This window comes from Halochromatium salexigens (assembly GCF_016653295.1).
GTDB classification, from domain to species: domain Bacteria; phylum Pseudomonadota; class Gammaproteobacteria; order Chromatiales; family Chromatiaceae; genus Lamprobacter; species Lamprobacter salexigens.
On record NZ_NHSF01000035.1, the window covers coordinates 1 to 14,304 of the forward strand.

General features: G+C 64.6%; 11 protein-coding genes and 1 tRNA gene. 6 read left to right on the forward strand and 6 right to left on the reverse strand.

What is annotated here, in order from left to right:
• Positions 1-186: 186 nt before the first annotated feature.
• A tRNA-Met gene (locus CCR82_RS05500) sits at positions 187-263 on the forward strand.
• A gap of 45 nt (positions 264-308) precedes the next feature.
• Here the strand turns inward: CCR82_RS05500 and CCR82_RS19085 are convergent.
• The 3 genes from CCR82_RS19085 to CCR82_RS05515 form a co-directional block, all read right to left on the reverse strand.
• Positions 309-1,712: an SUMF1/EgtB/PvdO family nonheme iron enzyme gene (locus tag CCR82_RS19085; RefSeq protein WP_201244401.1), complete on the reverse strand. Its 1,404-nt coding sequence runs from the start codon at positions 1,710-1,712 to the stop codon at positions 309-311.
• A gap of 220 nt (positions 1,713-1,932) precedes the next feature.
• Positions 1,933-4,047, reverse strand: a complete 2,115-nt coding sequence (locus CCR82_RS05510; protein ID WP_201244402.1) for a GumC family protein — start codon at positions 4,045-4,047, stop codon at positions 1,933-1,935.
• A gap of 61 nt (positions 4,048-4,108) precedes the next feature.
• Positions 4,109-5,419: an AAA-like domain-containing protein gene (locus tag CCR82_RS05515; RefSeq protein ID WP_201244403.1), complete on the reverse strand. Its 1,311-nt coding sequence runs from the start codon at positions 5,417-5,419 to the stop codon at positions 4,109-4,111.
• Positions 5,420-5,684: 265 nt separating this feature from the next.
• Between CCR82_RS05515 and CCR82_RS05520 the strand changes: the two genes are divergently transcribed.
• Together CCR82_RS05520 and CCR82_RS05525 are read left to right on the forward strand one after the other, a co-directional pair.
• Positions 5,685-6,752, forward strand: coding sequence for an efflux RND transporter periplasmic adaptor subunit (locus CCR82_RS05520; protein ID WP_338073107.1), 1,068 nt, complete (start codon positions 5,685-5,687; stop codon positions 6,750-6,752).
• Positions 6,749-9,877 carry an efflux RND transporter permease subunit gene (locus tag CCR82_RS05525; protein ID WP_201244405.1) on the forward strand — a complete coding sequence of 1,043 codons (3,129 nt, stop codon included), beginning with the start codon at positions 6,749-6,751 and terminating at the stop codon, positions 9,875-9,877. The genes CCR82_RS05520 and CCR82_RS05525 overlap by 4 nt, the downstream gene beginning before the upstream one ends.
• Positions 9,878-9,961: 84 nt before the next feature.
• On the opposite strand, the gene rpmG is transcribed toward CCR82_RS05525, so the two are convergent.
• The 3 genes from rpmG to radC form a co-directional block, all read right to left on the reverse strand.
• The gene (gene rpmG, locus CCR82_RS05530) at positions 9,962-10,129 is read right to left on the reverse strand and encodes a 50S ribosomal protein L33 (RefSeq protein WP_093034499.1); all 168 of its coding nucleotides are present in this window, start codon (positions 10,127-10,129) and stop codon (positions 9,962-9,964) included.
• Between the two features lie 41 nt (positions 10,130-10,170).
• The gene (gene rpmB, locus CCR82_RS05535; RefSeq protein ID WP_201244406.1) at positions 10,171-10,407 is read right to left on the reverse strand and encodes a 50S ribosomal protein L28; all 237 of its coding nucleotides are present in this window, start codon (positions 10,405-10,407) and stop codon (positions 10,171-10,173) included.
• Positions 10,408-10,623: 216 nt separating this feature from the next.
• Positions 10,624-11,301 carry a RadC family protein gene (gene radC, locus CCR82_RS05540; protein WP_201244407.1) on the reverse strand — a complete coding sequence of 226 codons (678 nt, stop codon included), beginning with the start codon at positions 11,299-11,301 and terminating at the stop codon, positions 10,624-10,626.
• A 195-nt stretch (positions 11,302-11,496) separates the two neighbouring features.
• Here radC and coaBC point away from each other — a divergent pair, with 195 nt between their 5' ends.
• From coaBC to argB, 3 genes are all read left to right on the forward strand, one after another.
• The gene (coaBC, locus tag CCR82_RS05545) at positions 11,497-12,813 is read left to right on the forward strand and encodes a bifunctional phosphopantothenoylcysteine decarboxylase/phosphopantothenate--cysteine ligase CoaBC (protein WP_201244408.1); all 1,317 of its coding nucleotides are present in this window, start codon (positions 11,497-11,499) and stop codon (positions 12,811-12,813) included.
• Positions 12,791-13,249, forward strand: coding sequence for a dUTP diphosphatase (gene dut, locus CCR82_RS05550; protein ID WP_201244409.1), 459 nt, complete (start codon positions 12,791-12,793; stop codon positions 13,247-13,249). Before coaBC ends, dut begins: the two co-directional genes overlap by 23 nt.
• A gap of 152 nt (positions 13,250-13,401) precedes the next feature.
• Complete coding sequence (argB, locus tag CCR82_RS05555; RefSeq protein WP_201244410.1) at positions 13,402-14,298, forward strand: acetylglutamate kinase; 897 nt, start codon at positions 13,402-13,404, stop codon at positions 14,296-14,298.
• Positions 14,299-14,304 lie beyond the last annotated feature (6 nt).

A 14,304-nucleotide genomic window follows, 5' to 3' on the forward strand; every position in this document is an offset into this window, starting at 1 on the left:
ACGCTCTATACCGTCTATGCCTCATGGGAGGAGCTGTTGACGTTTATGCTCGAGGCGCTCGAACCGGCCCAGCCTCCACCAAAAGCGCGGCGCTTAAGGCGGTGACAGGGCAAATTTGGAATTGCTGGAGCTTGCACCAATGGCTTGACCTGTCGTTCGTCGCGCGCTATCCTGCTTGGCCTTTCTGGCTACGTAGCTCAGTTGGTTAGAGCGCGGCACTCATAATGCCGATGTCGCTAGTTCGAATCTAGCCGTAGCCACCAGAAAAAACCAATCAAACGAGCCGCTTGCGAGCGGCTTTTTTGCGCCTAATCTTGGGCCAGTCGAAACCCTAAGGCGCCATAACCGTTCCAAGGCAGAATCGCGCGTCGGGCCGCGGCTCGCACAAGCCCGGTCTGCCCATGCCAGGAACTGCCGCGAATCGCGCGCGAGCCGGAATGATTCGAGCTCGCGCACCGTTGTTCCGCGCCTCCGTACTCGCGGTCATAGGCTGAACAGGTCCATTCCCACACGTTGCCCAGCATGTCATGCAGCTCCCAGGCATTCGCCTGGTACTGTCCGACCGGCGCGGTCTGAGCGTAGCCGTCGTCGCAGGTATGATGAGGCCAGGAGAAGCCATTCTCGCGCGCCGAGGTCTGGTCGTGAACATTGGCGTAGGTGCAGGCATCGTGTGTTTTCCGACCCCAGTAGTAGGGCGTTTCCGTCCCGGCGCGGGCGGCATATTCCCATTCCGCCTCGGTCGGTAGGCGGTAGGCCTGGCCCGTCGTCTCCGAAAGCCAGGCAGCATAGGCGCTTGCGTCCTCCCAGCTGACATTGATCACCGGTCGATTACCGCGCCCCCAGCCCTCATCATTGGGAGGCTGTCGATTCGTGGCCTGGGCAAAGCGATCGTACTGACTGAAAGTGACCTCGTATTTGCCGATCTTGAAGGCATCAACGCAGACTTCATGCTGTGCTTCGTCTCGGCCGCCGCCCTCGTTCGGGGGGCTGCCCATCTCGAAGCAGCCCGCTTTCAGGGCCACCATCTCGGGGATTTGGGCGAAGCGACGTGCCTGCTCGGCCCGTTGCGCGAGGCGTGTCTCGGCCTGCGCGCGGAAGTCGCAGCCAGTGCGTTCACAGTTGTCCAAGTAGGCTTGGTAGGCGGCTTCATCATCGGCTTGCTCGGCTTGGGCAAAGGCGACTTGGTCGAGTTCGGCGCTGATTTGGTTGAGCGCCACTTCGCGTTGCGCAAGCTCGTCTTCACGCCATGCAAGCTCAGCGGCTCGCGCAGCCTGCGCGGCTGCTGTCCTTAACGTCCCCAGGCGCTGCTCGGCCCGCGCACGGTAGGCGCAACCCGAAGCTTGGCAATCGGCCAGGTAGGCGCGATAGGCGGCTACCGTGTCTAGTTCGAAGGCTTGCTCATAGGCTTCGATATCGGCGGCCTCAGCCCTGGGCTCGGTGATGGGCCCCTCTTGCGTGGTGGTTTGGCGCAAAACCGCGATGCGCTGCTCGGCCTGCGCGCGATGAGCACAACCAGTGACCTGGCAATTGGCTAGATAGGCGCGATAGGCGGCTGCGGTATCAGTTTGCTTGGCGCGCGTGAAGGTGGCACGATCCAGCTCGGTCGCGCGCTGTGCCAGCGCGGCTTCGCGCGCCTCGAACGCTGGCTCATTGCTCAGTGGCCAGTGCAGGATGACAAACCACCATCCGCTTACGGCAAACCCGATCCCCACCAGCAAAAGTCCGAGAGCAGCGGGCTGTTTCCAGGCATGTAATCGGAGCCCCGAAGGCGCGTTGCCGGAGAGACCAGCCTGTCTGCTCTTGTCATCGCCAGCGCGCGCATTGGCGCTGCTGCGCTGATGCGCAAGCGGTCGTGCTGAGCCGGTGCGTTGAGACGTGACAGGGGACGATATCTTGGACCGCATGATGCTCTCTGACTGCCTCGGACGCTGATCAAGCCAATACTGGATAGATGAGATTCAGTTCGTCCAGCGAGCTCGCTGCACCGGCTGGGGAGTAGGGCGCGAAACGCAGGGTATCGGCGCCACTCATCGGACCAGCGATCTGGCTGAGTCGTGTCAGGCGCGCGCCCTGGCCGACCAGGTACATGAGGTAGGTGTCGCGCAATGTTGCGGCGGTGACCTCGCTGGCGTGGGCGATCCCCGCATCGGCGGCAAGCAGGCTCAGGCGATGTGTCAGATCCTCGAAGGCGGGGCGGTCCAAGCCCTCCCAGGCCGGCAGCGGGTTGGTATCGGTGAGCACATCGGCGAACCCATCGGCAAAGAGGGCGCGCAAACGCGGCGGCAGCCTCAGCACGCGGGTGCCAAGATGCAGATCGCCCTCGGTAAGGGCGAAGTTCTCATGGGTCAACGCGGCGGCTTCGTCCAGCTGGACGCCGCACAGCAGGAGCCCGATCAGTTGACGCTCGTTCGTCTCGGCTAACTGCCACAGGGCCTCGACCTCGCCGATCATCAATTGCCGTGGCGCCTGCGTGGGTGCACTGGGCCTCGAGGCATCGGTCAGGACCGCCGAGCTTAAAGCGGGAGCGCTTGGTTCATCCGTCTCCTCACGCCTTGGGATCCGCGTTCTGACATTGGCGCCGTTTTCTTGACCATCGGCCTCGGTCCCCCAGATGCGCACGCCGGTGAGCGGGGAAGACGGTCGCGAGCCCTGTGCCTTGGCGTCGAGCCACATGAGGATGAGGATAGTGATCAGTCCGACGGCGGTCGCCGCAGCCAGTGTCAGCCCCAGATCCCGTTCATAGTCGGGGCTGATCGGGTCGCGCGGCGCGAAGGCCGCCTCGATGATCTCGATCTGCGGATAGCTGGCGAGTGCGGTTGTTTGCAGGCTCATCCGCTGCGATTCGACCTCGCGCTGCATCTCCTCTAGGCGGCTTAAATCCTGTTGTAGGTCTTCGAATTCGGCGAAGCCGGACGAGAACGTCGATGCCCGCGCCTTCTGCTCGGTCAGCTCGGCACGCAAGTCGCGCACATGGCGGTTGGCCAGATCTGCGGTCTCTCGAGCCGTTGCTAAGACCTGTCGACGTCCTTCGCGCTCGACCTCATCGATGCGCGTCTCGAGCGACTCAAGCCGTTCGATGATCCGGCGCTTGTTCGGATCTTTTTCGATGAAGAGTTCAGTGTAGCGCTCGCGCAGTTGACGGGCCTGCGCCCGGGCCTGCTTTGCCCGCTGATACAGGTTTGAGCGTTCATTCGCGAATTGCTCGGGCAGTGCGCGTCTGCCAATGGTGGCTGTGCTTTCGAGGGCCTCAAGACGCGCTTGGGCCCTCATCGAGGCGTCCTCGGCTTTGCCTAACGCCTCTTGAAGCAGACCGAGGCGCTTGAGTGCTTCGTTGCTGTCGCGCTCTAGGGTCACGATGTCGAAACGTGCGCGAAACTCGTCCAATATCTTGCGCTTCGCCTGGATGCGTTCTTCCAACAGGCGAGCGCGCTCGTCGAGCTTCTCGAGCCGATCTCCAACCTGGGTCTCGATCTCACGCTCGCGCAAGGCCTGATAAGCGGCGAGCCATTCATCGACGAGGTTGGCCAACAGCGAGGGCTCGGCGCCGGTGGCGCTCAACTTCACCAGGTTTGTTTGAGGTACCAGAGACACCTCCAGCATCGACAAGAGGTCATCTGGTGTCAGGGCTGCGGTGTATAGGCGGAGTCCGGCGTTTGTGTCGCTCCGTAATGCGTTGCGCAGCCGTGCCAGCGTATCTTCCAAGAGGTTGTGGCCGAGTAGCAGGCTGCGCTGAATGGCGACATGTTGCGCGTTGGCGACGGCGGTCCCAAAGCCGCTGCGTTCCTCCGGGACGATGGTCAGTACCGTGGCGGTGGCGCGATAGACAGGCGGACGGTTGAAGTTCCATAGACTCACCGGTGCGGCGATCACTACAAAAGCGGCGAAAAACCAGGCGAGATAAGACCATTTAGGCCGTGCTGGCGGCGGTGGCTGATCGTTCGACGCATCGCGAGTGACGACCTCGATCTGTGGTAATCGATGGCCACTGCCTCCGGTCCGGTTGGAGGACCAGCTGGGGTCTATCCGGTCACGACTATTGCGGGACATAAATCACATCGCCTTATTCGTTAACTGTCGGCTTGATTTCTAGCACATAATGAACACAGCCTCAGGTGCGCACCAGGGCGATCTGCCGCCCCTCGGGGCTGGTCGTCTCCTCACTGCGGGTGCGCGCCTCGATCGGTGGCTGCTCGGCGCGGCGATCGAAGATCACTAGCCAGCCGCTGTCCAGCCCCAATCCGGCTAGATAGGCATCGAGCTGCTTCAGCACCTCGGCGAGCGGATCGGGGTGCCCATCGCTCGAGGCCTTAAGCTCCATCCCCAGCGTCACCGCGCCATAGCGCAGGCACATATCCATGCGCCCGGAGCCGATGGCGTATTCGCGCTCCAACGTCGCGCCACCGTTGATGACCCGATGCAGGAAGGCCATCAGCACCAGATGCGGGGCGATCTCGTGATAGGGCGCACTGCCGAGCATCGGCTCGATCACGCGGCGCACGCGCGGTTCCTGGAGCTTATGGGCGAGCTGATCGAGATGGGTCACGCGCTCGAGGATCATCTGCTCCTTGGCCTGATCGATCAGCTCACGGGTGATCGGTTGGGTCCGGTCGCGTCCCGCGGGCAGCTCGAAACAGGCGCGATAGGCCAGCGCATTGACCAACCAGGGTTGGCCCTGTGTTAGTGTCCAAACCTGCTCCAGCGCCTCCGGGGTGAACAGCTGCCCGGTCTCCTGGGTGTGCTCCAGCAGCAGGGTGCGCGTCTCCTCGGCGCTGAAGTCGCCCAGGCGCAGGGACTTGGCCTTGATGTTGAAGGCGCTGCCGCCGGTGATGACCTCGCGCTCGGAGCGAGCGTAAATGCGGTAGTCGCGCAGATCGCGCACGCCGCAGAGCACGACCGTCTGCGGGAACGCCGTCGGGCGCTGCGGGTAGCCGGCGCGCAGTTGGCGTAGCAGGGAGAGGAGGGTGTCGCCAACCAGGGCGTCGACCTCATCCAGGAGCAGCACGGCGGGGCGCGGATCGAGGCCGGTCCAGAATTCCAACAGACGCGAGAGCCGGTCCTCGGGCGCGCAGGTCGCACCCTCGCTGCGTTGCCATTCGTCAGAACGCGGATCGTTCAGGTAGAGCCTTATCGAACGTCCCAGGACGCTGCAGATCGCGGCCATGCCGCGGGCGACGTCCTCGCGCGCGGTCTGTGCCGCCTCGAGATTGGCATAGACCGCCCGATAACGCCCATCCCGATTCAGATGCGCCATCAGCGCGAGCTGGCAAGACATCTTGCCGGTCTGCCGCGGTGCGTGAAGCAGGAAGTATTTCTTCTGCTCGATCAGGCTGAGAACCTGCTCGAGATCCCAGCGCGATAGCGGCGGCAGGCTGTAGTGGTCCTCAGCGCGGATCGGGCCTTCGGTGTTGAAGAAGCGCATGGCGGTACCTGGGACGAGTTCGGCGCAGTATGGTCGCCTTTGGCGTCCCGTGAATCGAGTCCAAGGCACGCGTCTTCCATGCGGGGTCGTGCGAACTTCTTGTGTATTCGGTTGCCTGTTTGCTTGGATTTGTGGTCTGAGCCCGAGGATAAAGCGTCAGAGTTGACACATCTGGGGTGAGTTTCGCGCCGATCACCCCATGTTTATCCAAACCAAGAATGATGGGCGGATGACGATGTCGAGGGCAACGCTAGGATTGATAGGTGTGCTTCTGGTCGTGGGGAGCGTCTCGGCTCAGCCGCAGGCGCCCGGCGTGATCCTGAGCGAGGCGCGGGTGGCGACCGTCGCCGATCGGGTCGAAGCCCTGGGCACGCTGCGCGCGAACGAGTCGGTGACGATCACGGCGACGGTCACCGAGACGCTCTCGGCGATCCACTTCAACGATGGCCAGCGGGTCGAGGCGGGCGACATCCTGGTCGAGATGACTAGCCGCGAGCAGCATGCGCGCTTGGAGGAGGCAAAGGCCCGACTTGCCGAGGCCGAACAGCAGTTCGAGCGGGTGAAGTCGCTCGAGGCGACCGGTTCGGCCTCTGCCTCGCTGCTCGATGAGCGCCGCCGCGACCTGCGCGCCACGCGAGCGGCCCTGGCGGCGATCGAGTCGCAGCTCGCCGATCGGTTGATCAAGGCACCGTTCGACGGCGTGGTCGGCCTGCGCAACATCAGCCTGGGTGCCCTGGTCGAGCCCGGCGATGTGATCACCACGCTGGATGACGATCGCGTGATGAAGCTGGATTTTCCGGTGCCCAGCCTGTTCTTGCCGTCGCTGGCGCCGGGGTTGTCGATCGAGGCGCAAGCGCCGGCCCTGGGCGATCAGGCCTTCGAGGGCGAGGTCGCCAGCGTCTCGAGCCGCGTCGATCCGGTGACCCGCAGCGTGCAGGTGCGCGCGCTGATCGAGAATCCGGAGCGTCAATTGCGGCCCGGTCTGCTGATGCGCGTCGAGCTGCTGCGCGATCCGCGCGAGGCGGTGATGGTGCCGGAGGCGGCCATCCTGCAGCGTGGCAAGGACCATACCGTGCTGGTCGTCGAGGAGGATGCCGAGGGCCAGATGCTGGCGCAGCGCCGCCCGGTGCAGGTCGGTCTGCGCCGCCCCGGTGAGGTCGAGATCGTCGCCGGCCTCTCGCCCGGCGAGCGCGTGATCACCCACGGCGCGGATAAGGCGCGCCCGGGTCAGCCGGTGCAGGTGCGGGCGGTCGACGATGGCAGTCGGCCGCTGAGCGAGCTGATCGCGCAGCCGGCGGAATCGACGGGCGATGAGACGGAGCGCACGCCGTGATCCTGTCCGATCTCGCGGTCACGCGACCGGTCTTTGCCAGTGTCCTGTCGCTGCTGCTGGTGGCCTTTGGCTTGGTCGCCTTCGATCGCTTGCCGCTGCGCGAATATCCCGATATCGATCCGCCGGTGGTCTCGGTCGAGACCGTCTATCCGGGCGCGGCCGCCTCGGTGGTCGAGACGCGCATCACGCAGTTGATCGAGGATCGCATCGCCGGCGTTGAGGGCATCGAGCGCATCGAATCCTCCTCCGAGGATGGCGAGTCCAACATTACCATCGAGTTCAACATCGGCCGCGATATCGATGGCGCCGCGAATGATGTGCGCGATCGGGTCTCGGCGGTGATCGATCAATTACCGGTCGAGGCCGATCCACCCGAGATCCAAAAGGTCGACAGCAGCGATGATGTGATCATGTGGCTGAACCTGGCCAGTGAGAACATGAGCGTCCCGGAGCTGACCGATTACGCGCGCCGCTATCTGGTCGATCGCTTCTCGGTGCTCGATGGCGTGGCGCGGGTGCGCGTCGGTGGCAGCCAGACCTATGCGATGCGGGTCTGGATCGACCGCAATGCGCTAGCCGCGCGTGGGCTGACCGTGACCGAGATCGAGCAGGCGCTGCGCGCGGAGAACGTCGAGCTGCCGGCCGGTGGGGTCGAGTCGATCGACCGCCAGTTCAGCGTGCGCACCGAGCGCAGCTTCCGTACCGCAGCAGACTTCGCCCAGCTAGTGATCGCGCGCGGCGATGATGGCTATCTGGTGCGGCTCGGGGATGTGGCGCGCGTCGAACGCGGCACCGAAGAGGATCGCACCCTGTTCCGCGGCAATGGCATCCCGATGGTGGGCTTGGGCATCATCAAGCAGTCGACCGCGAACACCATCAGTGTCGCCGAAGGGGCCAAGGCCGAGATGGCGCGGCTCAACCCGACGCTGCCCGAGGGCATGCGGATCTTCCAGAGCTTCGACAGTTCGGTGTTCGTCAAGGACGCGATCGCCGAGGTCTATAAGACGCTCGCCATCGCGATTGTGCTGGTGGTGCTGGTGATCTTCCTGTTCCTCGGCTCGGCGCGCGCGATGCTGGTACCGGCCGTGACCGTGCCGGTCTCGCTGATCGCGACCTTCAGCGTGCTGCTCGCGCTCGGCTTTTCGGTGAATATCCTGACTCTGCTGGCGTTGGTGCTGGCGATCGGGCTGGTGGTCGATGACGCCATCGTCGTCTTGGAGAACATCCATCGGCGCATGGAGCAGTATGGCGAGACGCGGTTGGTCGCGGCCTACCGGGGCACGCGGCAGGTCGGCTTCGCGGTCATCGCCACCACCATCGTGCTGATCGCGGTGTTCGTGCCCATCGCCTTCCTGCAAGGCGATATCGGGCGCCTGTTCTCGGAATTCGCGCTGACCATGGCGGCGGCGGTAAGTTTCTCGACCTTCGTCGCCCTGACCCTCTCGCCGATGCTGGCCTCGAAGGTGTTGCCAGAGTCACATCGACGCCTCAGCCTGACCGCTGGCGTCGATTGGGCCTTCGAGCGCTTGCGTGCAGGCTATACCCGGGTGCTCGGGTTCTTCTTGCGGCAACGCTGGCTGGTCTTGGTGCTCTTGGTGGTCACCTTCGGGCTGGCCGGCTGGCTCTTGCAGCAGCTCCCACAGGAATACGCGCCCAGCGAGGATCGGGGCGCCTTCTTCGTGCTGGTCAACGGCCCCGAGGGGGCGTCCTACAGCTATATGGTCGAGTACATGGACGAGATCGAGCGCCGGCTGATGCCCTATGCCGAGTCCGGCGAGGTGATGCGCTTGCTGGTGCGCGCACCGCGCGCCTTTGGCAATACCGAGGTCTTCAACAGCGGCATCGTGATCATGGTGATGGCGCCCTTCGGCGAGCGCCGGCCGAGCCAGGTGGTGATGAACGAGGTGCGCGCCAAGCTCGGCGATCTGCCCGGCGTGCGTGCCTTCCCGGTGATGCGCCAAGGCTTTGGCTCACGCATCCAGAAGCCGGTGCAGTTCGTCATCGGTGGCGGCACCTATGAGGAGCTGGCGGCCTGGCGCGATACCCTGGTGGCCGAGATCGAGAAAGACAATCCGGGCCTGCAAGGCCTGGATTGGGACTACAAGGAGACCAAGCCGCAATTGCGCGTCGATGTCGACTACGACCGCGCGGCCGATCTCGGCGTGACGGTCGAGACCATCGGTCGCACCCTCGAGACCATGCTCGGCTCGCGCCGGGTGACGACCTATCTGGATGCCGGTGAGGAATATGATGTCATCATCGAGGGCGAGCGCGATGAGCAGCGCACCCCGGCCAGCCTGACCAACCTCTATGTGCGCTCGCAGCAGAGCGGTGAGCTGATCCCGCTGTCGAACCTGGTGCGCGTGACCGAGACCGCCGAGTCCACGAGCCTGAACCGCTACAACCGGGTCCGCGCGATCACCCTCGAGGCCAATCTGGCCGATGACCTGCCGTTGGGCGAGGCACTGGCGTATCTAAACGCGCTGGCCGCCGAGCATCTGCCGGAGCAGGCGATCATCGACTACAAGGGCCAGTCGGCGGATTTCCAGGAATCCGGGCAGGGCATCCTGTTCGTCTTCCTGCTCGGCATCGCGGTGGTGTATCTGGTGCTGGCGGCTCAGTTCGAGAGCTGGGTGCATCCGCTGGTGATCATGCTGACGGTGCCGCTGGCGATGGCCGGCGCCTTGCTGGGGCTCTGGCTCACCGGGCAGTCGCTGAATATCTACAGCCAGATCGGCCTGATCATGCTGGTGGGGTTGGCGGCCAAGAACGGCATTTTGATCGTCGAGTTCGCGAATCAGTTGCGCGATGAGGGTAAGGCGTTCGATGCGGCTTTGTTGGAAGCGGCTGATGTGCGGTTGCGGCCGATCATCATGACCGGCATCACCACCGCCGCCGGCTCGATCCCGCTCTTGCTCAGCAGTGGCGCCGGCGCCGAGACCCGCACCGTCATCGGTACCGTGATCCTGTCCGGCGTGCTTGCCGCGACCCTGTTCACGCTATTCGTGGTGCCGGTGGCCTACTCGGCGCTGGCGCGTGGGACGCAATCTCCAGGAGCGGTGGAGCGGCGTCTTGCCGACGAGGAGCGTGAGCAGCAGTCAGTCGTGCCGACGAGCGCGCACTGAGCTGGCAGTTTGCAGCCATTCGGGCGGATGCTTCGGTCGATGCGGATACGCCGCCCGCGCTGGCTTGCCGGCCTTAGATGCCCGCTACTTGATCTTGCCTTCCTTGTACATCACATGCTGGCGCACGACGGGATCGAACTTCTTGATCTCCATCTTGCCCGGCTGATTGCGCTTGTTCTTGGTGGTGGTATAGAAATGCCCGGTTCCAGCGCTGGAGTTCAGGCGAATCTTATCGCGTGCGGCCTTGGCCATGGTTGCTCGCTCCTAGGTGTTGATTCGGTGACGGCGATGGCTTAGACGCGCTCGCCGCGCTGGCGCATGTCCGAGAGCACGGAGTCGATCCCGAGCTTGTCGATGACGCGCATGCCCTTGGTCGAGACGCGCAGGCGAACCCAGCGGTTCTCGCTCTCGACCCAGAAGCGATGGTAGTGCAGGTTCGGCAGGAACCGACGCTTGGTCTTGTTGTGGGCGTGAGAAACGTTGTTACCGGTCAGCGGCCGTTTGCCGGTGACCTGACAGATCTTGGACATGATGCAGGGCTCCGATGCAGATGATCTCTGCGGCGATGGGGCGGTCGAGTCCTTGAGCCTCGAGCCGACCGCCGCCGCCGCGACACGCGCGCGCCGACGCGGGACGAAGACGAGTCACGACGAACGCAAAACACTAAGCCGATAAACGCTAATGGAAAATGCGGCGAGCGTCAACTGCTGGATTGCTCGGCCCAGCCAGGGCTCATCCCCCGACGCCTAAATCAGGCCGCGCTCGGCGAACGAGGTGCCGTCGTCCTCGCCGACGATGATGTGATCGAGCACGCGCACATCGATCGCATCGAGCGTATTCTGCAAGCGCTTGGTGATGTGCAGGTCGGCTTGGCTGGGCTCGGCGACGCCGCTCGGGTGATTATGCGCGAAGATCACCGCCGCCGCGTTCCAGCGAATGGCCTCCTTGAGCACCTCGCGCGGATGCACGCTGGCGCCATCGATGGTGCCGCGGAACAGCTCCTGATATTCGATGACCCGGTGGCGGTTATCGAGGAAAAGGCAGGCGAAGACCTCGTGCGAGAGGCCGCGCAGGCGCAGTTTGAGATAGTCACGCGTCGCCTCGGGGCTGGTCAGCACATCGCGACCGGTGATCTCCTCGCGCAGATAGCGGCGGTTGATCTCCATCACGGCCTGCAGTTGCACGAACTTCGCATTGCCCAGCCCTTTGGCCTCGCAGAACTCGCGCTGGTTTGCGGCCAGCAGGCGGGCCAGACCGCCAAAGGTGGCGATCAGGTCGCGGGCCAGATCGATGGCGCTCTTGCCGGCCACGCCAGTGCGCAAGAAGATCGCCAGCAGCTCGGCGTCGGTGAGCGATTGGGCGCCGCGCTTGAGCAGCTTCTCGCGCGGGCGTTCATCCTTGGGCATGTCGGTGATCTTGGTCATGGATTGTCCTCGCGAAGGCTGGATGGCGATCTGCAATCGAGTACGGTGAGCACGACGAGCTGAATAGATGCGAGATTACGAGACTTGAGCGGTCGATCCAACTCGATCTTGTCTTCGCGCGGGCCTTGAGACGCTTGCGATTGGAGACGCTTGCGATTGCACGGCAGACATTGCGCGATCGGGTATGATTCGCTGATGTCTTCTTCCACGTCAGAACCCTCCAAGTCCGAGCCATCGACGCTACCGCCAGCGTCCGCGCCCAGCGCGCCGGAATCGCCGGCTCGTCCACCGCTACGGGTACTGCTCGGCATCAGCGGTGGGATCGCCGCCTACAAGAGCGCGGATCTGGTGCGGCGTCTCATCGCCCGCGATGCCGAGGTACGCGTGGTGATGACGCGCGCGGCGCAGGCCTTCATCACGCCGCTGACCCTGCAAGCGCTCAGTGGCCACCCAGTGCGCACGGATCTGCTGAGCCCAGAGGCCGAGGCGGGGATGGATCATATCGCCTTGGCGCGTTGGGCCGATCAGGTGCTGATCGCGCCGGCGACCGCCGATCTGATCGCGCGCCTGGCCTGCGGGCTGGCCGATGATCTGCTGACCACGCTGGTGCTGGCGACCGAGGCGCCGGTGGCGATCGCGCCGGCGATGAACCATCAGATGTGGGCGCATCCGGCAACCCAGGAGAATGCGGAACGCTTGGCCACGCGCGGCCTGCGCATCATCGGTCCCGCTGTTGGCGAGCAGGCCTGTGGCGAGCAGGGTGCTGGGCGGATGGTCGAGCCGGCCGCGATCGTCGAGGCGCTATTAGGAGCCTATGAGGTCGGCTCTGACGCGCGCACTGATCTCGCCGGTCGGCGGGTGCTGATGACGGTCGGCCCGACGCGCGAGGCGATCGACCCGGTGCGCTTCATCGGCAACCGCAGCTCCGGCAAGATGGGCTATGCGCTCGCCGAGGCGCTGCGCGCCCGCGGTGCGCGGGTGACACTGATCGCGGGGCCGACCAGCGCGTCGGCGCCGGTCGGGATCAACCGGGTCGATGTCGAGTCGGCGCTGGAGATGGAGGCGGCGGTGATGGCGCGCGCCGCCGACTGTGATCTGTTCGTCGCCACCGCCGCGGTGGCCGACTATCGACCCGTCTGCGCCGCTGACAGCAAGCTCAAGAAGTCGGCCGATGAGATGACCCTGCGGCTGGTGCGCAATCCCGATATCCTAGCCCGCGTCGCGGCCCTGCCGACGCCGCCGTTCACGGTCGGTTTCGCCGCCGAGACCGAGGACCCCGAAGGCTATGCGCGCGGCAAGCTCGCGGCCAAGCGCCTGTCGCTGATCGCGGCCAATCGGGTGGGGGCTGGGCCGGGCGGATTCGAGTCCGATGAAAACGCGCTGCTCTGCCTGTGGCCCGACGGCGGTCGGCGTGAACTCCCACTGATGTCGAAACCGGCGCTGGCCAAGGCGCTGGCGGATCTGATCGCCGAACGCTATGCCAAACGTGATGCCACATCGCTTGCAAGTTAAGATCCTGGATGAGCGTCTCGGGAGTGATTTCCCGCTGCCGGCCTATGCCACCACGGGCTCGGCGGGGCTGGATCTGCGCGCGATGTTAGGGGCGCCGCTCGAGCTGGCCGCCGGTGCCGTCGAGCTGATCCCGACCGGACTGGCGATCCACATCGCCGATCCCGGCCTGGCGGCGATGATCCTGCCGCGCTCCGGGCTCGGCCACAGGCATGGCATCGTGCTCGGGAATCTGGTCGGGCTGATCGACTCCGATTACCAAGGCCCGTTGATGGTCTCTTGCTGGAATCGTGGCGCCGAGCCCTTCCGCATCGCGCCTGGCGAGCGCATCGCGCAACTCGTCCTGGTGCCCGTGCTCCATGCCGAACTCGCGCTGGTGAGCGACTTCGATCAGAGCGCGCGCGGCGAGGGTGGTTTCGGGCATAGCGGCCGGCATTGATCGGTGACGGCCTCCTTGGCTGCCCTCACGCCCGATCCTGATGAGCCCATACCCTCTGGGCTGTTTTCGTCCACTATGAGATGGCGATCACGCTGAACGACTCTGCCAGTCCATGCGCGCCGGATTTCGATGATTGAATGCGAGGAATATCGATGTCGATTGCTGCTGACAGCGCCCAGAATATCGCCCACGTCCTGACCGAGGCGCTGCCCTATATCCGCCGCTTCTCGGGCAAGACCGTGGTGATCAAATACGGCGGCAACGCCATGGTCGAGCAGGCGCTCAAGGACAGCTTCGCGCGCGATATCGTGCTGATGAAGCTGGTCGGGCTCAATCCGGTGGTGGTGCACGGGGGTGGGCCGCAGATCGGCGATCTGCTCAAGCGGCTCGGCAAGGTGACCGAGTTCGTGCAGGGCATGCGCGTGACCGACAGCGAGACCATGGACGTGGTCGAGATGGTCCTCGGTGGGCTGGTGAACAAGGAGATCGTCAACCTGCTCAATCGCCATGGTGGCGCCGCCGTGGGCCTCACTGGCAAGGATGGCGATCTGATCCATGCCCGCAAGCTGGTGCTGCACCGCGATGCGCCCGAACTCGAGGCCCCCGAGATCCTCGATCTCGGGCATGTCGGCGAGGTCGAGAGCATCGATCCCAGTGTCGTCGACCTGCTGGTGCAGGGAGATTTCATCCCGGTGGTGGCGCCGATCGGCGTGGGCAAGGATGGCTTTTCGTACAACATCAACGCCGATCTGGTCGCCGGCAAGATGGCAGAAGTGCTCCACGCCGAGAAGCTGGTGCTGCTGACCAATACCGCCGGCCTGCTCGATGAGCAGGGCACATTGATCCGCCAGCTCGAGATCGCGCGCGTCAATCAGCTCATCGCCGAGGGCGTGATCCAGGGCGGCATGCTGCCAAAGATCCGCTGCGCGCTCGAAGCGGTGCAGGGCGGGGTGCGCGCGGCGCATATCCTCGATGGGCGCGTCGAGCACGCGGTCCTGCTCGATCTGTTCACCGATGAAGGGGTCGGGACGCTGATTCGCGGGCGCTGAGTGCGC

Bases quoted from the DNA above. Each gene is read 5' to 3' on its own strand.
- CCR82_RS05510 (WP_201244402.1), bottom strand. From the start codon at position 4,047: ATGTCCCGCAATAGTCGTGACCGGATAGACCCCAGCTGGTCCTCCAAC.
- CCR82_RS05515 (WP_201244403.1), bottom strand. From the start codon at position 5,419: ATGCGCTTCTTCAACACCGAAGGCCCGATCCGCGCTGAGGACCACTAC.
- rpmG (WP_093034499.1), bottom strand. From the start codon at position 10,129: ATGGCCAAGGCCGCACGCGATAAGATTCGCCTGAACTCCAGCGCTGGA.
- rpmB (WP_201244406.1), bottom strand. From the start codon at position 10,407: ATGTCCAAGATCTGTCAGGTCACCGGCAAACGGCCGCTGACCGGTAAC.
- radC (WP_201244407.1), bottom strand. From the start codon at position 11,301: ATGACCAAGATCACCGACATGCCCAAGGATGAACGCCCGCGCGAGAAG.
- coaBC (WP_201244408.1), top strand. From the start codon at position 11,497: ATGTCTTCTTCCACGTCAGAACCCTCCAAGTCCGAGCCATCGACGCTA.
- dut (WP_201244409.1), top strand. From the start codon at position 12,791: ATGCCACATCGCTTGCAAGTTAAGATCCTGGATGAGCGTCTCGGGAGT.
- argB (WP_201244410.1), top strand. From the start codon at position 13,402: ATGTCGATTGCTGCTGACAGCGCCCAGAATATCGCCCACGTCCTGACC.